The organism is Micromonospora sp. PLK6-60, assembly GCF_019890675.1.
Classification (GTDB): domain Bacteria; phylum Actinomycetota; class Actinomycetes; order Mycobacteriales; family Micromonosporaceae; genus Micromonospora.
Genome location: NZ_JAIOAA010000001.1, coordinates 286,250 through 308,816, shown reverse-complemented (window position 1 = coordinate 308,816; position 22,567 = coordinate 286,250). Strand labels below are relative to the sequence as shown.

Sequence of the window (22,567 nt, the reverse complement as noted above, 5' to 3'; positions counted from 1 at the left end):
CCCCGCGACGCCCGCCCCGGCCGGGCTAACGTCCGAGCGTGGACGCCCGTACCGACGTCATCGCGGCGCTCAAGGCGGACCCGGCCACCTGCACCCTGCGCCGTTCCCTGGACACCTACTACGGCGACCCGGCCCGCGACGCGTCCATGGACGCCTTCTACGCCCGGTTCGTGGTCCCCGGCGACCTGGCCTTCGACCTGGGCGCACATGTCGGCGACCACATCGCCTGCTTCCGTCGGCTCGGCGCCCGGGTGGTCGCGGTCGAGCCGCAGCCGCTGTGCGTCCGTGCCCTGCGCGCCCTCTACGCCGACGACGACCAGGTGCGGCTGGTCGAGGCGGCCTGCGGCGCCGAGCCCGGCCGGATCACGCTCGCGGTCAACTCGGCCAACCCCACCCTCAGCACCGCCTCGCCGCACTTCCGCCACGCCGCCGGCAGGGCCGACGGCTGGCGGCACGAGGTGTGGGACGACCGGGCGGAGGTCCCGCTGGTCACCCTCGACGCGCTGATCGACACGTACGGCGTGCCGGGCTTCGTCAAGATCGACGTGGAGGGCTTCGAGGACGCCGTACTGGCCGGCCTGTCCCGCCCGCTGTCCGCCCTCTCCTTCGAGTTCACCACCATCGCCCGGCCGGTGGCCCACCGCTGCCTCGACCGGCTGACCGCGCTCGGCCTGGACGGCTTCAACCTGGCGCTCGGCGACAGCCGGCGGCTGGTCTTCCCCGACTGGGTGCCGGCGGCCCGGGTGGCCGACCACCTGCGCGCCCTGCCGCCGAGCGCCAACTCCGGCGACGTGTACGCCCGGTACGCCGGCGCCGGTTCGTAGAATCCGCGCCATGCCCCGCATCGTCGCGCTGCTGGCCTCGCCCGTGCACCGGTACGTCGGCCGGCCGGCGGACGGCCCGGCCCCCGCGCCGCCCGGCGAACTGGTCGAGGCGATCCAGATCCGGGCCGGGTTGGGCATCGTCGGCGACCGGTACTTCGGCCGGCCCGCGCACCGCCACGCCGCCGTCACCGTGATCGCCCAGGAGTCCCTGCCCCCCGGCGCCGACCTGACCCAGGTCCGGCGCAACATCCTGACAAGCGGCATCGCCGTCGACGACCTGGTCGGTGCGGTGCTCACCCTGGACAGCGGGGACGGCCCGGTCAGCCTGCGGGTGCACCGCCCGGCCAACCCCTGCGCCTGGATGGACACCACCATCGGCCCGGGCGCCTGGCGGGCGCTGCGCGGCCGGGGCGGCATCCGCTGCGCCCCGCTGACCGACGGGGTGCTGCGCGTCGGCCCGGTCGAGGTGACGATCAGCGGCTGACCACCGGCGTGGCCGTCGACCGCGCCGGGCCCTCCAGGACCGGGAAGACACCGTCCAGCCGCATGGTGTGCAACACCGTCCGGACGAACCGCGACGGCGCGACCAGGCACAGCCGCGCCGACCGCGCCCGGGCGTCCTGGTGCGCCCGGACCAGCAGCCCGAGACCGGCCGAGTCGATGACCTCCACCCCGCTGAGGTCGACCAGCACCTCGTCGCCCAGGTCCAACGCCTCGGCCAGCGCCCGGCGCACCCGGTCGGCCGGCTGCTCGTCCCACGCCGGCGCCGCACCGGCGTCGTCGGGCCGGCCCAGCCCCAGCGGATCACCGGCCGTGGACCGCCCGGGGCGGTCGGCCCCGCCCATCTCGCAGCGCGGGCAGTGGTGCGGCCCGGAGGCGAACGGGGAGCCGGACCAGCCGTGGTCGAAGACCAGCGTCCAGACCACCTCCGCGTCGGGCAGCACGACCGCCGTGTCGGTGACGGTGTCGCCGCAGCCGTCGCAGATCAACGTCCAGAGGTGATCGGCCGGTACGACCGTCATGACCTCTCCTCTCGATTCCTCGGCGAACCGCCCGTGGCGCCGGTCGCGGCCGGTCAGCCGCGCGGCACCGAGCGCAGCCGGCGCGGTTCCCGGCGATCGACCGGACCCGGTGCACGCCGCCACGCCGGATCGGCCGGCCGTCGTGCGGCGGCGGCCCGGACGGCGAGCAGCGTCGCGACGACCGCCGACCCGCCCTGCACCAGCAGCCGCGGCCCCGCCTCCGCGTCCAGGCCGGCGCCGGCGAGCCGGATCCCGATGGTGCCGAGCAGCGCCGCGGCGATGCCCGCCGCGATGGTCAGCCAGACCGGGGTGGCCCGGCGCCCCGGCAGGACGAGCCGGCCGACCACGCCCACGGCCAGGCCGACCAGCAGCGCGCTGACCAGCGCCTCGCCGCTCACGGCCGGTGCCCCGTCAACGGGCCCGGCCCCGGCCGGCGGGCGCCGACCGACGCCCGACCGCCCAGCGCCGGCCGGTGGCCCGGCGGGAGCCGGTCCTCCCCGGCCGACCGGGCGCCCTCGGTGGTGTAGACGATCCGCAGCACCCGGCCCAGCCCGGTGCTGTCGAGGATCCGCCGGACCCGCCGATCCGGGTTGCGGAGCGTGAGCACCGCCCCGTGGCGGGCCAGCCGGCGGCGCACGTCGAGCAGGAACCCGATGCTGGCCGCGTCGATGTGCCCGCACCCGGACAGGTCGAACACGACCTCCCGGGGACGCAGGCTGAGCACCGAGTCGAGCACACCGGCCACGTCCCGCAGCTGTGCCAGGTCGAGCTCGTCGGTGATCTCCAGCTCGACCAGCGGAACCTCGCAGTCCGGGTCCGGCGGCTGCGGTGCGGTCACGGCGTCGGCTCCCCTCGCCGGGTGTCGGTCGTCCCACCACCGTGCTCGCGGCCCGTGGCGGGCACCCCGCAGTTGTGTGACGGTTCGGTGACAAAAGCGGGGAACCGGTGACCGGGTTGGGCTGCCGGCCGCGAGCCGGGCATCATGCAGCCATGACGGCCGTACTGGTGATCGAGGACGACGACCGCATCCGGCTCGCCCTGCTGCTCGCCCTGGAGGAGGAGGGCTACACGGCCCAGGGCGCGGCGACCGCCGAGGAGGGCCTGCGCCAGCAGAAGGAACACCCGGCCGACAACGTGCTGGTCGACCTCATGCTGCCCGGACTCGACGGCTACGAGTGCATCCGGCGGATGCGCCGCGACGACGACGTGCCGATCGTCGTGGTCAGCGCCCGCGACGACACCCACGACATCGTCGCCGCGCTGGAGGCCGGGGCGGACGACTACCTGGTCAAGCCGGTCGCCGTCAAGGAACTGACCGCCCGCCTGCGGGCGCTGCGCCGGCGCGGCCGGGCCCGCACCACCCCGGTCACCGCGCAGGTCTTCGGAGACCTGGAGATCAGCGAGGAGGCCGGCGAGGTACGCAAGGCCGGGCAACCCGTGCCGGTCACCCGCACCGAGTTCCGGCTGCTCTGCGAACTGGCCGACCACGCCGGGCGGGTGCTGTCCCGTCAGCAGCTGCTCAGCCGGGTCTGGGGCTACGAGACGGGCGACGAACGCCTGGTCGACGTGCACGTCGGGCGGCTGCGGCAGAAGATCGAGGACGACCCCGCCAACCCCCGGCACCTGGTCACCCTGCGCGGGCTCGGCTACAAGCTGCAACGATGACCCGGCTCGGACTACGCGCCCGGGTCACCGCCGCCTTCGCCGTGGGGGCGCTGCTGCTGGCCGCGTCCATGGCGCTGTTCTCCTACGACCTGACCCGCCGCTCGCTGCTGGAGGAGCGGGAGCGCACCGCCGTGCGGGTGGCCTACTTCGACGCCGCCGTGGTCCGCAGCGGCCTGGACACCGACGAACCGGACGTGGTGGAGGTGCTGCGCTCGCTGGACACCGGCAGCGGCCGCCGCCCGCTGCTCCAGATCAACGAGAGCTTCCACGCCCGCGCCGCCGAGGTGGTCGGCGACGACCCGGTCCCCGAGTCGCTGCGCCGGATGGTCCGCGGCGGCGAGCCCGCCGTGCAGCGGGTCCGGCTCAACGGGCAACCGACCCTGGTGGTCGGCATCCCGATCTCCGCCACCATCAGCTACTACGAGTTGACCTCGCTGCGGGAGGTGGAGGACACCTTCCAGGTCGTGGCGCTGACGCTGACCGCGGTCGCCATCATGGTCGCCGGCTCGGGCGCCGCGCTCGGCTGGTACGCCACCCGGCACAGCGTCCGGCCGCTGACCGCCGTCGCCGACGCCGCCGAGCGGATCGCCGCCGGTGACGTCACCACCCGCCTCGACCCCACCACCGACCCGGACCTCACCCGGCTCTCCAGCTCCTTCAACCACATGGTCGACCAGCTCGCCCGGCGCATCGAGCGGGACCGCCGCTTCGCCGCCGACGTCAGCCACGAACTGCGCTCACCGTTGCAGACCCTCGCCGCCGCCGCCAGCGTGCTCACCCGCCGCCGCGAACACCAGGACGAGCGGACCGCCACCGCCGCCGGGCTGGTCGTCGACGAGGTGGCCCGGTTCCAGCGCCTGGTGGACGACCTGATCGAGCTGGCCCGCACCGAGCAGCCGGCCCAGCGGCAGAGCGTGGACGTCGCGGCGCTGGCCCGGGAGTCCTGCCGGGCCCGCGACCTGCCGGAGAACCTGGTCCACCTGGCCCCGGGCACGCCGGCCCGGTGGCAGGTCGAGCGCCGGCGGGTCGAGCAGATCCTGCGCAACCTGCTGGACAACGCGGTCCGCTACGGCGGCGGCCCGGTGGCCGTACGGCTGTCCGCGGCCGGCGACGGCGTCGGTGTCGTCGAGGTCGACGACGCCGGACCCGGCGTGCCCCCGGCGGACCGGGAAGTGATCTTCGACCGGTTCGTCCGCGGCCGGGCCGCCCACGCCCGCGCCGGCACCGACGGCACCGGCCTCGGCCTGGCGCTGGTGGCCGAGCACGCCGCCGCGCACGGCGGACGGGCCCGGGCCGAGAACCGGCCCGGCGGCGGGGCCAGCTTCCGCGTCGAGCTGCCCGGGAGCCTGTCATGACCCGCCGGCTGGGTTTGCTGCTCGCCGCCACCGCCATGGTGGCCGGCTGCGGGGTGCCGGTCGACGCGCAACCCCGCCCGGTGCAGGCCCCACCCGGGCCGTTCCCCAGCACCGGCAGTGCCAGCCCGAGCGTGGCCACCGGCCAGGAGGACGAGACGCTCTGCTTCGTCCGCGACGACGGGCTGGACACCGTGGTCCGCCAGGTGCAGGCGCTGCCCGGCATCGACGTGCACCTGCAACGCCTGCTCGCCGGCCCCACCGCCCCCGAACGCGACCGTGGCCTGACCAGCGCCCTGCCCGGCACCCTCACCGTCAGCGGCGTCCGCCTGACCGGCACCCTCGCCGAGGTGACCGTGCAGGCGGTCGGCGACGAGATCGGCCGCAGCGACGAGGTGCTCGCGTTCGGGCAGATCGTCTGCACTCTGACCCGCCGCGGCGACGTCAACGGCGTCACCTTCCGCCGCGGCGACCGGCCGCTGGAGGTGCCCCGCGCGGACGGCTCACTGACCCGCCAGCCGCTCACCGCCGCCGACTACCAGCCCCTGCTGCGCCGCTGACCACCTGCCCGGTGCGGCGGAGGAGGCGTGCGCCCCCTCCACCGCCCGCAGCCCGGCGTCACCGGTGGACGGTGCCGCTGCCCGCGTCGTGGATCGCGCCGCGCAGGTTCCCGGAGAAGTCGTTGCCCGGCCCGACAACCGTCCCGACGCAGCCGGCGGAGATGTTCAGCCCGTACCGTTGGGTTCTCGGGGTCTGGGTGTCGGTCGCGACGGTGCCCGCGACCACGTTGTCCTGGCAGGGCACCCCGCTCGAGGTGGTGATCCGGATCCCGTCGCGGTTGGCGGTGTCGTCCGCGCTGTTGGTGATCCGGTTGTCGGTGATCCGGTTGTCGGTGCCGCCGTCCACGTTCACCCCGTCCATGCCGGCCTGGTCGATCACGTTGCCGGCGACGATGTTGTGCGACGACGGCTTGTTGGGCTGGTCGGCGGTGGAGGAGGAGCGGTTGATCTGGATGCCGTGCCCGCCGACGTCGCTGATCCGGCAGCCGGTGACGGTGTCTCCGCTGGCGGCCAACAGCTCCACCCCGTGAGTGGCGGTGCCGCTGACGACGCAGTCCCGGATGGTGTTGCCCTGCGACTCCCAGCCCTGGTTCTTGCCGTCGAAGATGATCCCCCGCCCCCGGGAGGCGGTGACCCGCACCCGTTCGACCAGCACGTTGTTTCCGTCGTCGAAGTCGAGCGCGTCGCTGGTGTTGCGCCGCGTCCCGCCGGCGTGCACGGTCAGATCCCGCACGACGATGCCGTCGAGCCCCTTGGTGTTGAACGGTTCGGTGTCCGCCGCCGCCGAACTGTCGTTGCGGATGAGAGTGTCGTACATGCCCGCCCCGGCGAAGGTGATGTTGCGCAGGCCGACCAGCTTGAAATAGTCGGCGCCGAGGTCGTACGTGCCGGCGTCGAAGGAGATGGTGCCGCCGCCCATCGGGTTCAAGCTCCCCGCCGCCAGTTCCACCACCGACTTGAGGCTGCCGGTGAACGTCTGCCCGGTCACCGCGGACACGGCCCGGTAGGCGCCGGTGCCGGTCGGGGTCACCCGGTACGGCGACGGGTTGCCCGGCGCCGGCACCAGCAGTTGCGGCGGGTTCGCGCCCTCCCGGCTGGTCACCCGTACGCCGGTGTCGTTTGACGTGGTCAGCGCCAGGGTCAGCGGACCGTCACCGGTCACCATCGACGACACGTCCACCGACGCCCAGTTCCCCGCGAGCGCCCGGCCGGTGCTGTTCACCAGGGCGCCCACCGGGGGAGCGGTCAGATAGGTCAGGTCCCGCTCCGACCAGTCGCCGGCACCCACCCGGTGCACCTCCACGCCGGTGCTGCTGTTCGTCTCGACGTACAGGCGCAGCACCGCCGACGGCGTCGTCCCGGTGCCGGTCACCTGGAACCGCAGGTACGCCACCTGCCGTGGCGAGCCGTCGACCCGCAGGAAGGTGCCCCGCCCGGAAACCTGCTCGGGCGCCGCGCTGTCCACCCAGGCGTCGGCCTCCGCGACGATGGTGGCCGCCGCGTCGACCGGCGCTGCCGCCGCGACGGCGGCCGGTGCGGCCACCGCGGTGGCTGCCCCCGGTGCGGCCACCGCGGTGCCCGCCCCCAGTGCGGTGCCCGCCCCCAGTGCGGTGCCCGCTGCCAACAGCAGCCCGGCGGCCCGCCGGCGGAACACCCGTGCGACTCTGTTCATTTTTCCCCCCCAAACTCGGGGCGACGTCCCTGCCGCCCCGCATCACTCGCCGGCGGCTCCTTCCGCCGGCGAACGTCGTGCGCGCTGGGTCGGCGGGCCACCGGACGGACGAGGCCGTCGCCGCCGCAGCGCGAACACCAGCGGCATCCCCAAGGCGACGCAGGCCGTGCCGGCCAGGGCCGCCCAGGCCGGCAGGCCCCACGGCCGGTCGTGCGGCTGGCCGCTGTCGGTGCGCGGGTCGTAGTCGAACGAGACCCCGCGCAGCTCGGCGAGGGTCTCCAGGTACGTCCCGCCGAGCTGCTCGCTGGGCTCCACGTAGGTGTTCTCGGTGAACTCGTTCCAGCTGATCACGCCCAGCGCGTCCGGTTGCGCCTCCCGCGCCGCGGCGAACGAGGCGCGCAGCGTCGCACCGTCGCGGCGCTCGATCACCCGCCGGCCGCCGATCGCCCGGGCGTCGTAGCCGGGCGCGACCGGCGCGATCCACAGGCCGCCTCGCTGGTGTACGGCCTGCGCCATCGCGGTGAGCTTCTCCCGCACCTGGTCGCGCAGCGGGTCCGCCGAGGACCAGTAGTACGCCTGCCCGTCCAGCACCGCGCCGAACCGCTGCGCCGCCGCGACGCTCTTGGCCGTGCCCAGCACCAGCAGCCTCCGCCGGGCCGGCGCCGTCGCCGTGCCGACCTGCGCGGTGCTGAACCGGTCGCTGCCGTTCCACACCACCAGCGGGCGGTCGAACACGGCGAACACCGGGTCGTCGGCGTACCGGCTGGCGAACAGGTCGAGGTCGCGGCTGACCGTGGCCAGCGGCAGCGGCTTGCGGGCGAAGTCGATCCCCTGGTAGACGATACCCAGCCGGAAGTCCTGCTCCCGAGCGACCTCGACCAGCTTCGCCAGCCGGCCGTCCAGCTGCGGTGTGTGCTTCCAGGAGACCAGGAACCCGTCGATCCCGGCGGCCTTCGCCATCCGCACATGCCGGCGCATGATCTCCGTGTCGTCACTGGAGTACCGCCCGAGCAGCGGATAGTCGGTCTTCGCCCGGTGCCAGGACGTCGGGTTGAACCAGATGTAGTAGAAGGCGAACAACGGCACCGGCGCGGCGGCCGACGGGGCCGGCCCCGCGTCGGCCCGCGCCCGGGCCGACGGCGTCCCGGTCAGCGCCAGCATCGCCGCCACCAGGCACAGCGCCGCGTGCTGCGGACGGCTCGTCCGCCGGCCGCGCACCAGCCGGCGCGCGAGGTGACCCAGCCGGCGCGCGGCCAGCCGCCGCCGCAACGCCGGCCGCCCCGCCACGACCAGGCCGCACGCCAGGCCGAACACCGCGACGCCGACCAGGACCAGGTCCAGCGGGCTGATCACGTCCAGGTCGACCTGCTGGTCCCGGCTGATGCTGACCGGCCGGCCGAAGGACAACCCGCCGCCCAGCACCGACACGGTGTACGTGCCCCGGGGCAGGTCGGGCACGAGCGCGCTGCCGTCGTCGGCGAACGGCAGCCGCTGCACCCGGCCGTCCGCCCGGGTCAACTCGATACCGTGCCCGGCCCGGCGGGTGAACACCATGTCGGACGCCGAGAAGGTCACCTTGAAGAACAGCAGCCGGATCATCCACCGCTGCCGCTCCCAGGGGACGAACTTCTGCCCCGCCCGGTTGACCACCGAGGTCCCGTCGACCATCACCGTGTCGACCACGTAGTAGAGCCGCTTGGAGGCCAGGCCGCGCGGGCCCTGCTGGGTGCGGCTCTCCGCCAGCCACAGCGGCCGGCTCAGGTCGGCGCCGGTCAGTTCGACGATCTCGCCGGTGTTGCTGCGCAGCCGCATCGCCGTCACCCGGTCGGCCGGCACCGGAGTGTCGAAGCGGTCGAGGTAGCTCCAGGACACCCGCCGGACGGTGCGCAACCCGATCTCGACCATGCGCCCGCGCACCCCGTGATCGGCGCTGCCCCGGGTCCGGTCGAAGATCACCTTCCGGTCGGCGGCCACCGCGGTGGGGGCGACCCTCAGCCGCTCGTCGAGGCCGGTGAAGTTGCGGACCCGCAGGTCCAGCCGGCCGTGCGCGTCGGTGCGACCCGAGTTGCCGTCCACGCTGACCAGCACGCCGCGCATCGGCGGCACCATCTGCATGCGCAGCGTGCCGGGCAGCGCGGACGCCGGCGCGGCCGAGGCGGCCCCCGGGGTCAGGGTGACCAGCAGCGCGGCGAGGGCGAGCACCGGCAGTAGCCGGCGGCGGGCGCTCACCGCCGCCGCCGCGACCGCACCGCGGCCGTGCCGACCAGCCCGGCCACCACCAGCACCGCCATCAGGTACGAGGCGTAGACCGGCCGGGGATCCGGGCGCTTCAGCACCACCGGCACCCGGACGGTGCCCAGCAGCACACCCGGGCGGGGTGGGCTGTCGAAGTCGAAGGCGCCCAGGAAGGTGGCCGCCTTGGCGTCCCGGGCGGCCAGCGGCTTCAACCGCCAGTTCACCTCGATGAACTTCAGCGCCGAGGTGAAGTCCAACGTGGTCGAGTCGACGTAACCCCGGCGGGCGTACGGGCTGACCAGCAGCGCCGGCACCCGGAAGCCGTAGCCGTAGGAGTCCACCTGCGGCGGGGTGACATGGTCGTACCAGCCGCCCCAGTCGTCGTAGGACCAGATGAAGGCCGACGACGACCAGTCCGGTGAGCGCATCAGCTGGGTCAGCAGCGCCCGGACCAGGTTCTGCCCGGAGGCGATGTTGCCGGGCGGGTGCTCGCTGTTGCCCGCCGGCGCGATGAACGACACGGCGGGTAGGGCGCCCCGGGCCGCGTCCTCGTAGTACTCGTCCAGGTCGACGATCTTGCGGGACAGCCGCGGGTCGTCGACGTAGCGGGCGTACGCCAGCAGCGGGACCCAGATCACCTGCGCGCCCCGGTCGATGTCCTCCTCCTTGACCCGGGACCGGAAGGTGATGGTGGGGTCGTAGTTCTGCACGTAGAACTTCCAGCTGATGCCCGCGGCCTCCAGCCGGTCGAAGATGGTCGGGATGTTCCCCCACCCCTGCGCGGGAATCGTCTCCGACTTGCCGGTCGCCCCGGGGCCACCGGTGACCCGGTACATGTGGTTGCGGATGCTGCCCGAGTGCGACGAGCTGAAGAACCGGTCGAACAGCACGTACTCGTCGGCGATGTTCCAGTAGTAGGGCAGGTCCCGGTCGTCGTAGTACGCCATCGCCATCTTGCCGTCCTTGCCCTGCTTGCTCACCCCCTCCACGAACCCGTCCATCCGGCCACCGTTGTACTGCTGCTTGAACGCGTCCGCCGAGTGGTCCAGGTCGATCGCGCCGAGCTTGCCGATGTGGAACGGGCGGACGCACGGCTCGGGCCGCCCCACCCGCACCGGCATGCACACGTCGGCGGGGAAGCCGTCGACCCCGGGCCGGGTTCCGAAGTAGTTGTCGAAGGTGTGGTTCTCCTGCATGAGGAAGATGAAGTGCTCGACGGGGGTGGTCGGCCGCCGCGCCGCGTCCGCGGACGGTTCGGCCGGCGGCGGGCTCGGCGCCGCCGCCCCGGCCACCGGCGGGGCGGCGGCACCCGGTCCGCCGCCGATACCGGCGGCGAGGAGGCCGGCCAGCAGCGGCAGGCAGCACAGCAGCGCCCGGTGACGGCGGGTGGAGGACGACGAGCAGGTCATGGACGCACCTCATAGATGATCACGACGGGAATCGGGACCCGGTCGCCGCTACCGTCGGCGACGCGTACGTATTCGGTGTGCACCACCCGGCCGTGGTAGCGGCGGACCAGCGTCATCAGCCGCTCGGCGAAGAACGTCGAGCGGCGGGCGGAGAACGCGTCCCACACCACGTAGTGCAGGTCGTTGTTGCGCAGCCACCCGTCCGGGTTCTGCAGCGGCAGGTACGACGGGTTGCGGTGCAACGGGTTCGGGCTCACCGACAGCCCGTAGCTCTGCCGGCTGCCGTAGTACCGCACGATGTTGGCCATCGACGGGCCCAACGTCAGCACCACCGACCCGTCCGGCGTGTTCGCCATCAGCCACCGGCCCGCCTCCCGGCCACCCGGCACCCCGCCGGACCCGGCGAGAAAGCTCGTGCCGGCGGGACCGTTCACCGCCCGCCAGCAGGGCACCGCCAGGCTTACCAGGACCAGCCCGGCGGCCCCCACCCGCACCGCCCGCCGCCGCCGGACGGGGTCGCCGCCGGGTCGGCCGGCGAGCGCCGCGGGTACGGGCAGCGTCACCAGCGCCCGGGCGGCGAGCACCACGACCGGCGCCACCACCGGCAGCAGGTACTGGAAGCCCTTGACCGGCCAGAGTTGGAAGAACAGCACCGGAGCGGCGATCCAGCACAGCAGCAGGGTCTCCCGCCAACTGCGCCGCCGCCGCGCCCACCACAGTCCCGCCAGCAGCGCCACCAGCACCAGCGGGCCGATCGCGGTGGGCACGTTCTCCGGATAGAACGACATCGGGTGGTTCGGCCGCCGGAACAACTGCCACACCAGGTAGTTGCGGCCGGTCTCGGTCCGCCCGGCCAAAGCCTGCGACACCGGATGCGTGGCGAAGACCAGCACCAGCACCGGAAGCGCCAGCAGCGTCGCCCGCACGGGTCGGCGCACCTTCGGGGTGAGGGCCAGGAAGGCGTACACACCACCGGCCAGCACGATGCTGGTCTCCTTGGCGAGCATGGTCAACCCGAGCATCGCGGCCGTGGCCACGTACCACAGCAGCCGCTGCTGGAGGGCGAACCGCACCAGGCAGTACAGCGTCAGCGTCGACAACAGCACCATCGGCCCGTCCAGCAGCACCTGCCGGGTGACCGTGACGTGGTACGGCATGACCGCCAGCAGCGCCGCCGCGAGCAGACCCACCTTCCGGCCGTAGAGGCGGGCGCCGACCGGGTACACCGCCAGCACGGTCAGCGTGCCGATCAACGCGACGACGACCCGTCCCACCATGTCCTGCTCACCCACGCGGTAGAACGGCGACAACAGCGACTGGAACAGCATCGGGTGCGCCCGGAAGACCGGGAACAGCTCGGCGTAGCGCGGGTTGCCGGCCAGCGCGGCGGCCTGGCCGGCGTACACCGCCTCGTCGCTGTTGAAGCCGAGCGCGCCCAACTGCCAGCACCGCACGAACAGCGCCACCCCGGCGACCGTGCCCAGCACGGCGGCGACGGTCCACCGCGACCGGCGCAGTCGCGGCAGCCAGTCCGGTACCCGGGCCGCGAGCCGGGGCCACCCCGGCCCGCGATCGCCGGGAAGCCGCTGGCCCGGCAGCGTCGCCGTGGCCGAGTCGGCCACGCTCATGCCGTTCCGCTCGACGTCGTCAACTCGGCGCCCCACCGCGGGAAGCCCTGGACGGGCACCGGGTGCGGGACACCGCCGGTCCGTTCGGCCCGGATCAACCGGGGAATCTCGTCGGCCCAGCCGAACGTGTCCGAGGCGAGCACCCGGCTGCGCACCCGGGACAGGAAACCGGTGAGCACCTCGCGTTCGCGCGCCCGCAGCTCGTGGTAGCCGATGCCGTCCACGACCAGCGACGGCGCCAGGTAACGGAAGGGCGGGAAGCCGTACGCGTCGTCGGTGTTGCGGATCATCCGCTCGACCGTCTCCCCGCCGGCCAGCTCCGACAGCGCCGGCGCGCCGCGCTCGATGATGAACAGCTCCGCCACCTCGGCGGTCCGGGCGATCCGGCAGGGGACCAGCCGGTCCACGCTGTACTTGGGTGGCGGCACGACGAGCTGGGTCAACGCGTTGATACCCATGATCGGCACGTTGAGCCGGGCCAGCGTCAGCGCGAACGACCGCCCACCCTTGGAGTGCAGCCGACTCTGTAGTTGCAGGCGACGCCACTCGCGGGGCGTGAGGTCCTGGGCCTGCACCGCCCGCAGCGTGTGCGCGCTGATGGTCAGCGGCTTGGGGAAGCAGGTGGCCGTGCCGTCGGACCGGATGATGGTCATGTCGTCGGAGAGGAAACTGCCGTCGTGGTCGCGCAGCAGCCGCAGCACGGTCGCGGTCTTGCCGGTGTCGGTCAACGCCGACAACATCACCCCGACGCCGTCGATCGTGACGCAAGCCGAGTGCACCAGCATGTGCCCCCGCGCGATCATGACGAACCGCAGCAGCGCTTCGATGATGTTGGTGTAGACCACGTGGGGGGAACGGGCCAGCAGCGGGCCCACCTGGATGTCGATCGGCGGCCCGAGCTGGATCCGGAAGTTGGCGCCCAACCGGCCGAGCTGCTCCTCGTAGCGCAGCACCGAGTGCTCGGCGTACTGGGTCAGCGCCGCCCGGCGCTGCGGACCGCGCCCGCCCACGTCGCTGACCCGCACCGCGATGTCCACGTCCCGGTCGGCGACCCACTGGGCCCGGAAGAACTCCAGCTCCGGCAGGACCATCTGCGAGCCGATGGTGACCAGGCCGGCGACGTCGTAGCGGTACTTCAGGTACTGGTAGCGCCGGCGCGACGGGGTGCCCGTCGTCGCCCGTTCGGCGACCGCGACCAGCAGGCGTACCGGGTCGCGGCGGCTCTTGTCCACGGCCGTGTAGATCACCCGGTCGTTGACCAGGAACCGCACCAGGAACAAGGCGGTCAGCGTCAGGGCGTTGGCCACCAGCACGTTCATGCCGGTCCACACCAGTGCCTGCAGCACGGGCAGCCGCAGCAGCAGCAGCGCGTTGTTGAGCAGGAAGAACCGCGCCGCGCGGGCGAGCGGCCCGCCGGTGCGGTCCCGCCGGTAGATCAGGTTGTCCACCAGCAGGAAGTTCCAGGTGGTGGAGACCTGCGTGGCCAGCGCCGCGGCGAGCAGGTGGTGCATGCCCGCCGGCTCGTGCAGCAACCACAGGGCGCCGGTGTTGACCACCATGCCGGTGAGCCCGACCAGCCCGAAGGCGACCATCCGGCTCATCTCCCGCCACCGTTCCATCCGGGTACGCGGGTGGCGACGCATCTGCCCGACCAGCCGCAGCCCGCGCAGCCGGAGCAACTGCCGCAGGTACGTTGTCCCCTCGCGCAACGACGCCTTGGACCGTCCGCCGTGGCGTGGCTCCATCTCGTAGGCCACCTCGGCGACCCGGGCGCCGGGGTGGCGCACCAGCAGCTCCAGCAGCACCTTGAACCCGGACGGGTTCATCCGGTCGAGCCGTACCGCGGCGCGCCGGAACGCGAACAACCCGCTCATCGGGTCGGAGACGGTCGCCAGCCGGCGGGGGAAGAGCGTCTTGGCCAGCCGGGTCGCCCAGGACGAGGTGACCGCGCGCAGCGGGCCGTCCAGGCCGCCGGCCGATCCGCTGCCCGCGTACCGGGTGCCGATGACGACGTCGACGTCATGGCGCATTGCCACCGCCGCGAGCCGCGCGGCCGACTCCGGCGGATGTTGCAGGTCGGCGTCCATCACCATGACCCATTCACCGCGGGCGTGCCGGATGCCGAGCAGCGCTGCCCCGCCGAGCCCGCCGCCGCGCTGGCCGACCGGGCGGTGCAGCACCCGCACGGTGATCGGCGCCCCGGGCGCGACGCGGGCGAGCGCGTCCACGGTGCCGTCGTCGCTGTCGTCCACCAGCAGCAGCTCCGCGTCCAGCGTGGTCAGTGCCGGGCCCAGCCGGGCCAGCAGCGCGGCGACGTTCTCCGCCTCGTTGCGGCTGGGCACCAGGACGGTCAGTCGTGGTGGCCGGGCGTCCGGCGGCGCCCACAGCTCGCGTACCGGATCGTCGCCAGGTTCCGCCAGGATCCCGGGCGCCGCCTCGGATCTCGTCATGTCAACCTCCCCTGGTCGCGGACGCCGAGCAGCCGCGACCGCCACGGCAATCGCAAGGAAAGTGGAGACCGTCGATCGGGATTGGGGTTTCAGGGCCCGCCGACGGAATAGCGCCGCGCCGCCCGGTAAGTGGCTCGGACAGCCCGAGGTTAGGGCGGGTGAACAATGGGAGTCCAATGCCTGAACGGTCAACTAACTGACAGCGAAAGCACTGATACCGCACACCAATACTTAACAAAAATCTGAGTTCTGGCAGCTCAGCAGCACTGCAGAAGCGGCGATCCCGATTTGTGGGACAGTTATTGCAAGGCCGTTAAATGGCCCGTGTGCGCTTTCCGGACAGCGGGTGCGCGAACCGGCTGGTCAATGCGCAAAGTGGCTCGGTAGATTCTGCTCCGGATGTCGCCGGAATGGTGAGCAGTCCTAAGGTTCTGGCTGTTTCAATGCGTGAAAGGATCCGCCGAGCGTGACCATGCAACGACCCGCCCACCCGTCCGGTTGGGCGGGACAGACCCCGGACGACGTGGACACGCGCGACCCGGAACTGGCCCACCACCTCATCGCCCGCCGCTTCGGCGAGCACCGGCCGCGGATATCCGGCCCCCGCAGCCGCTTCCGCTTCCGCCGCCGCACCCGCCGCGTGGAGAACCTGGAACTCGACCACATCCGCTACCCGCTGGGCGTCCGGACCGACACCCCGCCCTATCCCCACTTCACCGCGGTCACCGTGACCCAGGGGTGCTACGGCGTCACCAGCCGCGGGGAGGAGCTCCGGCTGCGCCACGGCGACTGCGGCCGCTACCCCAACGCCCCGGGCAGGCTGGTGTCGGAGGACGTGACCGCCTTCGTGGTCCGGTTGCCCCTAGCGCCGATCTCGGCGGTCGCCACCACCCGCACCGGCCTGCCCGCCGAGGAGTTCCACTTCACCGCCCTGGCGCCGGTGTCCCCGGCGCTGGCCGCACACTGGCAGTCGGTGGGGGCGTTCCTGCGCCGCCAGGTCGAAGACAATGCCGAGGCCGTCGCCAACCCGCTGGTACGGGCCGGACTGCTCGACCTGGTGGCCGCCACCGCGCTGGCGGTGTTCCCGAACACCAGCATGACCGCCCAGTACCTGCCCGGGCCCGGCCGGGTGCTGCCCCCGGTGGTACGCCGGGCCGCCGCGTACATCGAGGCGCACGCCGTGCACCCGCTGACCGTGGCGCAGATCGCCGCGGCGTGCCAGATCGGGCCACGAGCGCTGCAGGCCGCCTTCCAGCGGCACCACGGGCAGAGCCCGATGGCGTTCCTGCGCGCCATCCGGTTGCGGCGGGCACACCAGGACCTGCGGGACGCCCAACCGGGGCAGACCGTGGCCGCGACGGCGCTGCGATGGGGCTGGGCCCATCCCGGCCGGTTCGCCCGGGCCTACCGCGACACGTACGGGCGGTCCCCCGGCGACACGCTGCGCGGGTCCGGCGGATGGGCCCCGACGGCCGACGGGCAGTGACCGCGCGCGGGACGTCCTAAGATCGCCCGATGCTCCGCCCGACGTACCCGATCCGCACCGCCCGGCTCACCCTGCGGCCGGTGACCCCGCACGACCTCGACGACGTGCACGCCTACCAGCGCCGGCCGGACGTCGTCCGCTGGCTGGCCGGCGGCGAGGCGCGCACCCGCGAGCAGTCCCGGGCGTCGGTGCTCGCCATGACCGGCGAGGACGCGCTGCGCGCGGAGGGCGACTGCCTCACGCTGGCCGTGGTCACCGACGCCCGGGTCATCGGGACCGTGGAGCTGGTCTGGCGCAGCCAGGTCGACCGCACCGCGGAACTCGGGTACGTCTTCCATCCCGACCACGGCGGGCGCGGCCTGGCCACCGAGGCCGCCACCGCGCTGGTGGACTGGGGCTTCCACGGCGCCGGGCTGCACCGCGTCTACGCGCGGTGTCACGCCCGCAACGAGGCGTCCGCCCGCCTGCTGGCCCGCCTCGGCATGCGTCAGGAGGCGCACCACGTGGCGAGCTACCGGTTCCGCGACGGGTGGGCCGACCAGCTCGTCTTCGCCGTCCTGGCCGGGGAGTGGCGGTCCCGGGCCGCCGGCGCGCAGGGCTGAGCGCCCGGGTCAGATGTTGGCCGAGTCCGCCGGCACGTCCGCCGGCAACGACGGCGCACCCGCCGGCTGGTCACCGGTCACGCAGGTCATGCCCACCGTGTACGCGGTCATCGACAGCGAACCGTACGCGTACCCGTCCACCAGCACCTCGGGCCGCTCGCCCGCCGCGCCGGCCACCCCCGCCAGATACAGCAACGGGATGAAGTGGTCCGGCGTCGGCACCGCCAGCCGGTAGTCGCGGTGACCGTCCAACGTCGCCGCCTCCGTCGGCGCGTCCCGCAGCAGCTCGCGGGCGGCCTCGTCGAAGCGCCGCGCCCAGTCGAAACCGGCGTCGGGCAGCCGACGGTCCACCCCACCCAGGTTGTGCACCACATTCCCGCTGGCGACCACCAGCACGCCGCGCTCGCGCAACGGCGCCAGCCGGGCACCGAGGTCGAGGTGGTAGTCCAGATCCTTGAACGCGTTCACGCTCAGCTGCACCACCGGCACGTCCGCGTCCGGGAAGGCGTGGGTCAGCACCGACCACGTGCCATGGTCGATGCCCCACGAGTCCAGGTCGGCACCCACCCAGGTGGGACGCACCACGTCGCTGATCTCCTCGGCCAGCTCCGGTAGCCCCGGCGCCGGATACCGCACGTCGAACAGCTCCGGCGGAAAACCGAAGAAGTCGTGGATGGTGCGCGGACGCGGCATCGCGGTGACCGCCGTCGCGCCGACGTACCAGTGCGCGGAGATCACCAGGATCGCCCGCGGTCGCGGCACCGCCGCGCCGAAGGCCCGCCAGGCCGAGGTGTACCGGTTGACCTCCAAGGCGTTCATCGGGTTGCCGTGCCCGAAGAACGCCGCGGGCATCCGCGCCACCCCTGTGCTGCTCATCCGAACTCCTCGGGATCGACCGTGCAGCCGACGGTAGTGCCCTTCGACGCCGGCCCGCAGGAGCTTCGCCCAGCGGGCCGTGCCACCTCAGGCCGGCAGTTCCACCCCCGAGCGCGGCCCGCGCCGCTGCGCCGGCACCTCGCCGGTCGGCAGCTCGTCGGAGCGGCCCGGCAGCGCCGGCGCCTCGTCCGGACGGCCGGGCAGCGCGATCGGCTCGACCGCCGGCCCCAGGCCACGCAGCTCCGCCGGCTCGTCGTCGCGGGCCGGCCCGCCCACCGGCACCGCCTCGCGCCGGGGCACCACCACCGGGAACTCCGCGGTCTCCGTGCCGCCCGCCGCGGCCGCCATCACCGCCGCCGCGGCCAGGTCCGCCACCCGCTTCGCCTCGGCCCTGACCCGGGCCCGGACGTCCTTGGCGTGCCGCTCCGCGAGGTCCGCCGCCCGGCGGGCCTCCTCCAGCCGGGCCACCTCGCCACCCAGCTCCCGCCGGACGTCGCCGAGCTGCTGCCGGGCCTGCGCCAGCTCCCGCCCGACGGTGGACTCGTCCTCCCGGAGCCGGGCCAACTGCTCCTGGCCCACCTCCAGCTCGGCCCGCACCTGGTTCAACGTCTGCTGCCGCTCGCCCAGCTCCTGCTGCACCGAGGCGAGCTGCTCGTGCAGCAGGGTGGCCTGCTCGTCGGCGCGCTGGCGGACCTCGGTGGAGTACTGCTGCGCCTCGGCGATCAGCGTGGTCATCTGCTGCTCGGCGGCGCTGTGCTGGTTGGCCATCTCCTGCTCGGCCGCGAGCCGCGCGTCGGTCAGCTCCTGCTCCGCGGCGGCCCGCCGCTCGTCCAGCTCCTTCTCCACGTTCGCCCGCCACTGCGCCAGCTCCTGCTGGCTCTGCGTACGGGCCGCCTGGATCTCCTGCTGGATCTGCGTCCGCGCCGCCTTGGTCAGCGCCTCGCTGGCCGCCCGGGTCTGGGTGATCTGGCGCGCGCTCTGCTCACTGATCCGCTTGGCCTCCTGCTGGGCGCGCTCGTGCGCGGCCTCGCCGTCGGCACGCAGCTGCTCCGCCCGCTCCCGCGCCTCGGCCAGCTCCGCCTCGGCCGCCGCCCGCCGCTCCTCGTCGGCCCGGTCCTGCTCGGCCCGCCGGGCGGCCAGCTGCTCCTCCGCCTCGCGCAGCGTCTCCGCGCCCCGCTCCCGCGCCTCGGCCAGCACCTTCTCCGCCTCGGCGTGCAGCTTCTCGGCCCGCTCGGACGCCGACTGGGTGATCTGGCCGGCCTGCCGCTCGGCGAGGTCGAGGATCTGGTCCACCATCGGACCCAGGTCACGGAACGAGGCCCGCTCCACCTGGGGCGCCCGCTGCCGCGCCTCGGTCACCTCGGCCTGCAGCCGCTGCACCTGGCCGGTCAGCTCGGTGACCCGCGCCGACGTCCGCTCCCGCTCCGCGGTGAGCCGGGCGAGCTGCTGGTCCAGCTGCTCCACGTGCCGCTCCACCTGCCGCTTGTCGTAGCCGCGCAAGGTGAGATCGAAAGCCGGCCGCGACCCGCTGTCGTCGCGTACCGTGAACGGCTCCTCGCCGTGGGACATCCGCCATCCTCCGTACCGTCGAACGCCAGCCGCGGCCGGCGAAAGCCGCCGGCGGACACGCGTGGCGCCACGCTACCGCCCGCCCCCGCCGAGATTGAAGCCCCGGCCCGGCGATCGGCGGCCGACCCACCGGCCGACCGTCGCCGTCCACCGTCGCCGGTGGCCGATTCCGGTCAGGTCCACGGTGGGCGCCGGCGCCCTGACCGGCCGGTCGACGCGGTGGTGACGGTACGGCGACGGCACCGCGACGCGACCGGTGACGATCACGAGACACCCAGCCCGCCATCCTCTGCCCTGTACGGCCCGGCATCGAGGGGAGCGGCGTGGACTTCGTGGACTCCGTGCTCGTCCGGCTCGGCGACCCGGCCACCCGCGCCGGGATCCTCGACGACGACGCGCTGGCCAACCTGGTGGCCGCCGCCTACGACACCGAGGCGATGCCGGTCGGCCCGCCCTACGCGGCGGTCTTCGACCAGCTCACCGTCGGGTACGTGACCCCGCAGGTCACCCTCGCCGAGGGCGAGTGGATGGGCGCCGGCGGGCACGAACGCACCGAACTGCGGCTGCGGCTGCACGGCCTCGGGCCGGCGCCGCTGCGCGTCGACGCACTGTGGCGCGGCGGCCTGGTGGTCCGCACCGCCGCCGCCCGGGACCGGGTCGAGGCGCTGGAGATGGCGCTGCCCTCCTTCGACGTCGACCCGGACATCGTCGCCGACCTCGGCGCGCTGCCCACCGACCCGACGGTGCTGGAGGCCGAGCGGCGCAGCCGGCTGGCGGCCCGGGTGCGCGCCGGCCTGGACCAGCCGGCCGCGTTCACCGACGCGCACCTGGACCGGCTGCTCGTCGCCACCGGCGCCGGCAGCGTCTCCGACCTGGTCACCCGGGTCCGTGGCCAGGCGGGCACGGCGACCGTCCAACTGCGCTACGCGCCCCCGCCGGCCGCCACGCCGACGCCGCGGCGGTTGCCGTTCGCCGCCGCGGTGTTCGTCCGCGCGGCCGGCTTCTCCGTGGCCGACCTGCTGGTGCAGAGCCGGCTGGCCCGCAGCCGGGCCGAGGAGCTGGGACTGGAGGTGCCGGCCACCGACGACGTCCGGCGGCGGCACCGGGTGGTCGCCGTCTGGATCGTGCCGGACACCACGTTCGACGACACCGCCTGGCCCGGCGGCGAGACCGGCAGCCCCCAGCAGCGGCGCGCCGACCGGTACGCCCGGGCCGGCCGGTGGCTCGCCACCGAGGGCGTCGGACTGGCCGCCGTGCCCGCGCCCGGGCCCTGACCACCCGAAGACCAGAGCACCGCATCCGCTGGGAGGACCCGTGCCAGTAACCGCAGCTTTCCCGTACATCGAGGTCAGGATCGTGCCACCGGCGCCGCCGCTGGCGCAGCGCTCACCCGGCGTCGTCGCCGTGGTCGGCAAGGCCCCCGCGAACGCCGACGGCGGCGCCGCCGCGGCCAACACCCCGGTGCGGATCGAGACCCTCGACGACGCGGTCACCAACTTCGCCCGCCGCAACGCCGGCAACGTCGTCCGCAACGCCCTCTACAACTCGCTGGAGCTGGCGCTGTCGCAGGACCCGCGCCCGGCCAAGGTGTACGGCGTCAAGGTCTCCGGCGACGACTACGCCGCCGCGCTCGGTGGCCTGGAGGCCGCCGACGACGTCACCATGGTGTCGCTGGCCAACGAGGCGACCGTCGGCAACCCGGCCGCCGGGGCGAACCCGCCCACCGGCCTGCACGCGCTCAAGGCGCACGTGGAGTCGATGTCGGCGGCCGGGCAGGCCCGGATCGGCTTCGCCATGACCGACCCGGCCGCCACGAAGAGCCCGACCTACGTGGCGGACACCGTGGCCGCCGTCGCCGGGCTCAAGAGCAGCACCAGCCGGATGATGATGGTCGCCGCCCGGGGCGTCGACGGCGACGCCGCCACCGCCGCGATGGCCGCGGTGGCCGGGCTGCCGGTGCACTACAGCATCGTGCTGAAGAAGGTCCGCGGGTTGGCCGTCCCGATCGCCCGGCAGTACAGCCCGGCCGAGATCAAGGGCCTCTCCGAGGCGGACATCGTGCCGCTGATCGACCCCGACATGATCGTCGGTGAGAGCCTGCACTTCGCCGACGGCCGGCTGTTCACCACCGATGCCAGCCTGATGTACGTGGACCTGGTCCGCACCCTCGACCAGATCAAGTTCATGCTGCGCGCCGGGCTGATCGGGCTGATCGGCGACGCGCGGATCACCAAGCCCGGCATGACCCTGCTCAAGACCCAGGTGGAGGGGATCCTCGGCCCGCTGAAGCGGTCCGCGGTGATCGACGACTACACGGTGCAGATCCCGGTGCTGGACATCCTCAGCCTGCCGGAGTCGGCCCGGGACACCACCGACAACGCGATCGTCACCGCCGCCCGGGCCGACCGCACGGTGGACCTGGTCGTCACGGTCACCTACGGGCCCGCGGTGAGCCGGCTGCTGGTCACGCTCGTCGCCAAGTTCTGAGGAGAAACCCGCCATGGAGTGGAAGACCCGACTCGCCGTCCAGTACACGAAGGACTCGGACACGTTCCTGATCAGCCCGATCGACTCGTTCACCCCGTCGTTCTCGCTCAACGTCGAGGCGCTGCACTCGTGCGAGGTGACCCACATGGGCGCCATCTACGCCCCGGTGACGATGAACTTCACCATGACGGTGAAGGCGATCGGGGACGTCGCCGGCCGGCTCACCAAACTCGCCCTCGACGGGCAACTGTTCGACATCTCGCTGCTGGAGCACACCGGCGACGACTGGTCGTTCTCGTCGTTCGTGCTGCGCGACTGCCTGATCACCAGCGCGACCCCGAGCACCGCCACCATCTCCGGCGCGCCGGCCGCCACCTTCAGCGGGTTCAGCCTCGGCGCCGAGGTGGACCCGAAGGTCGGCGACAAGTCGACGCTGCCCCGGTGAGCCGTCCACAGCGGAGGGAGGACGCCGGTGGCGACCGGTGAGGCACGTGCGGCCCGGGTGACGCGTACCGGGCTGGCGCTGGTGCACGCGGGCGAACTGGTGCTGCCCGCCGCCGGCAGCGAGGCCGAGGCCGAGCGGGTGGCCGAGGACGACCGGGCGACGATCTCGTACCACTTCCCGGTCGAGATCGAGGTGGTGGCGGCCGGCGTCGAGCTGGACCCGGACGCCCTCGCCGACCTGGCGCTCAGCCGCCTCGCCGAACACCTCGAAGGGCGGGTGTGACCG

At 73.7% G+C, this 22,567-nt stretch carries 21 protein-coding genes; 11 read left to right on the top strand and 10 right to left on the bottom strand.

Features of this window, described 5'->3' with window-relative positions:
* The first annotated feature begins 38 nt into the window (after window positions 1-38).
* On the top strand, window positions 39-824 hold the full coding sequence (locus K7640_RS01210; protein WP_222952763.1) for an FkbM family methyltransferase: 786 nt from the start codon (window positions 39-41) through the stop codon (window positions 822-824).
* A gap of 10 nt (window positions 825-834) precedes the next feature.
* Entirely contained in the window at window positions 835-1,308 is a 474-nt protein-coding gene (locus K7640_RS01205; RefSeq protein ID WP_222952762.1) for a molybdenum cofactor biosysynthesis protein, read from the top strand.
* On the opposite strand, the gene K7640_RS01200 is transcribed toward K7640_RS01205, so the two are convergent.
* Genes K7640_RS01200 through K7640_RS29870 form a run of 3 tightly spaced genes read right to left on the bottom strand, consistent with a single transcriptional unit; the run spans window position 1,298 to window position 2,684 of the window.
* Entirely contained in the window at window positions 1,298-1,846 is a 549-nt protein-coding gene (locus tag K7640_RS01200) for an STAS domain-containing protein (RefSeq protein ID WP_222952761.1), read from the bottom strand. The two genes, K7640_RS01205 and K7640_RS01200, sit on opposite strands and share 11 nt — an antisense overlap.
* A gap of 53 nt (window positions 1,847-1,899) precedes the next feature.
* Complete coding sequence (locus tag K7640_RS01195) at window positions 1,900-2,244, bottom strand: hypothetical protein (protein ID WP_222952760.1); 345 nt, start codon at window positions 2,242-2,244, stop codon at window positions 1,900-1,902.
* Complete coding sequence (locus tag K7640_RS29870; RefSeq protein ID WP_308042391.1) at window positions 2,241-2,684, bottom strand: STAS domain-containing protein; 444 nt, start codon at window positions 2,682-2,684, stop codon at window positions 2,241-2,243. The genes K7640_RS01195 and K7640_RS29870 overlap by 4 nt, the downstream gene beginning before the upstream one ends.
* A 152-nt stretch (window positions 2,685-2,836) precedes the next feature.
* Here K7640_RS29870 and K7640_RS01185 point away from each other — a divergent pair, with 152 nt between their 5' ends.
* Genes K7640_RS01185 through K7640_RS01175 form a run of 3 tightly spaced genes read left to right on the top strand, consistent with a single transcriptional unit; the run spans window position 2,837 to window position 5,423 of the window.
* The gene (locus K7640_RS01185; RefSeq protein ID WP_222952759.1) at window positions 2,837-3,511 is read left to right on the top strand and encodes a response regulator transcription factor; all 675 of its coding nucleotides are present in this window, start codon (window positions 2,837-2,839) and stop codon (window positions 3,509-3,511) included.
* A complete protein-coding gene (locus tag K7640_RS01180; protein ID WP_222952758.1) occupies window positions 3,508-4,866 on the top strand; it encodes a cell wall metabolism sensor histidine kinase WalK in 1,359 nt (452 codons plus the stop codon). Before K7640_RS01185 ends, K7640_RS01180 begins: the two co-directional genes overlap by 4 nt.
* Entirely contained in the window at window positions 4,863-5,423 is a 561-nt protein-coding gene (locus K7640_RS01175) for a GerMN domain-containing protein (RefSeq protein WP_222952757.1), read from the top strand. Before K7640_RS01180 ends, K7640_RS01175 begins: the two co-directional genes overlap by 4 nt.
* A gap of 58 nt (window positions 5,424-5,481) precedes the next feature.
* Here the strand turns inward: K7640_RS01175 and K7640_RS01170 are convergent, their stop codons facing one another.
* From K7640_RS01170 to K7640_RS01150, 5 genes are read right to left on the bottom strand one after another with little or no spacing between them, the layout of a single operon-like run.
* The gene (locus K7640_RS01170; protein ID WP_222952756.1) at window positions 5,482-7,095 is read right to left on the bottom strand and encodes a right-handed parallel beta-helix repeat-containing protein; all 1,614 of its coding nucleotides are present in this window, start codon (window positions 7,093-7,095) and stop codon (window positions 5,482-5,484) included.
* A 42-nt stretch (window positions 7,096-7,137) separates the two neighbouring features.
* A complete protein-coding gene (locus K7640_RS30685; RefSeq protein ID WP_222952755.1) occupies window positions 7,138-9,324 on the bottom strand; it encodes an endo-1,3-alpha-glucanase family glycosylhydrolase in 2,187 nt (728 codons plus the stop codon).
* Window positions 9,321-10,739 carry an alkaline phosphatase family protein gene (locus K7640_RS01160; RefSeq protein WP_222952754.1) on the bottom strand — a complete coding sequence of 473 codons (1,419 nt, stop codon included), beginning with the start codon at window positions 10,737-10,739 and terminating at the stop codon, window positions 9,321-9,323. Before K7640_RS01160 ends, K7640_RS30685 begins: the two co-directional genes overlap by 4 nt.
* Entirely contained in the window at window positions 10,736-12,367 is a 1,632-nt protein-coding gene (locus tag K7640_RS01155; protein ID WP_222952753.1) for a glycosyltransferase family 39 protein, read from the bottom strand. The genes K7640_RS01160 and K7640_RS01155 overlap by 4 nt, the downstream gene beginning before the upstream one ends.
* On the bottom strand, window positions 12,364-14,817 hold the full coding sequence (locus K7640_RS01150; protein WP_222952752.1) for a glycosyltransferase: 2,454 nt from the start codon (window positions 14,815-14,817) through the stop codon (window positions 12,364-12,366). The genes K7640_RS01155 and K7640_RS01150 overlap by 4 nt, the downstream gene beginning before the upstream one ends.
* Window positions 14,818-15,289: 472 nt before the next feature.
* Between K7640_RS01150 and K7640_RS01145 the strand changes: the two genes are divergently transcribed.
* A complete protein-coding gene (locus K7640_RS01145) occupies window positions 15,290-16,303 on the top strand; it encodes a helix-turn-helix transcriptional regulator (RefSeq protein WP_255607861.1) in 1,014 nt (337 codons plus the stop codon).
* Between the two features lie 29 nt (window positions 16,304-16,332).
* Entirely contained in the window at window positions 16,333-16,905 is a 573-nt protein-coding gene (locus tag K7640_RS01140) for a GNAT family N-acetyltransferase (protein ID WP_222952750.1), read from the top strand.
* Window positions 16,906-16,914: 9 nt separating this feature from the next.
* Here K7640_RS01140 and ygiD read toward each other — a convergent pair whose 3' ends face one another.
* Window positions 16,915-17,781, bottom strand: coding sequence for a 4,5-DOPA dioxygenase extradiol (ygiD, locus tag K7640_RS01135; RefSeq protein ID WP_255607727.1), 867 nt, complete (start codon window positions 17,779-17,781; stop codon window positions 16,915-16,917).
* 87 nt (window positions 17,782-17,868) lie between these two features.
* The gene (locus tag K7640_RS01130) at window positions 17,869-19,350 is read right to left on the bottom strand and encodes a hypothetical protein (protein ID WP_222952749.1); all 1,482 of its coding nucleotides are present in this window, start codon (window positions 19,348-19,350) and stop codon (window positions 17,869-17,871) included.
* 323 nt (window positions 19,351-19,673) lie between these two features.
* Between K7640_RS01130 and K7640_RS01125 the strand changes: the two genes are divergently transcribed.
* From K7640_RS01125 to K7640_RS01110, 4 genes are read left to right on the top strand one after another with little or no spacing between them, the layout of a single operon-like run.
* A complete protein-coding gene (locus K7640_RS01125) occupies window positions 19,674-20,624 on the top strand; it encodes a hypothetical protein (protein WP_222952748.1) in 951 nt (316 codons plus the stop codon).
* A 40-nt stretch (window positions 20,625-20,664) separates the two neighbouring features.
* Window positions 20,665-21,837, top strand: coding sequence for a hypothetical protein (locus tag K7640_RS01120; RefSeq protein WP_222952747.1), 1,173 nt, complete (start codon window positions 20,665-20,667; stop codon window positions 21,835-21,837).
* Between the two features lie 13 nt (window positions 21,838-21,850).
* The gene (locus K7640_RS01115; protein ID WP_222952746.1) at window positions 21,851-22,282 is read left to right on the top strand and encodes a hypothetical protein; all 432 of its coding nucleotides are present in this window, start codon (window positions 21,851-21,853) and stop codon (window positions 22,280-22,282) included.
* A gap of 27 nt (window positions 22,283-22,309) precedes the next feature.
* Complete coding sequence (locus tag K7640_RS01110; protein ID WP_222952745.1) at window positions 22,310-22,564, top strand: hypothetical protein; 255 nt, start codon at window positions 22,310-22,312, stop codon at window positions 22,562-22,564.
* Window positions 22,565-22,567: the final 3 nt, after the last annotated feature.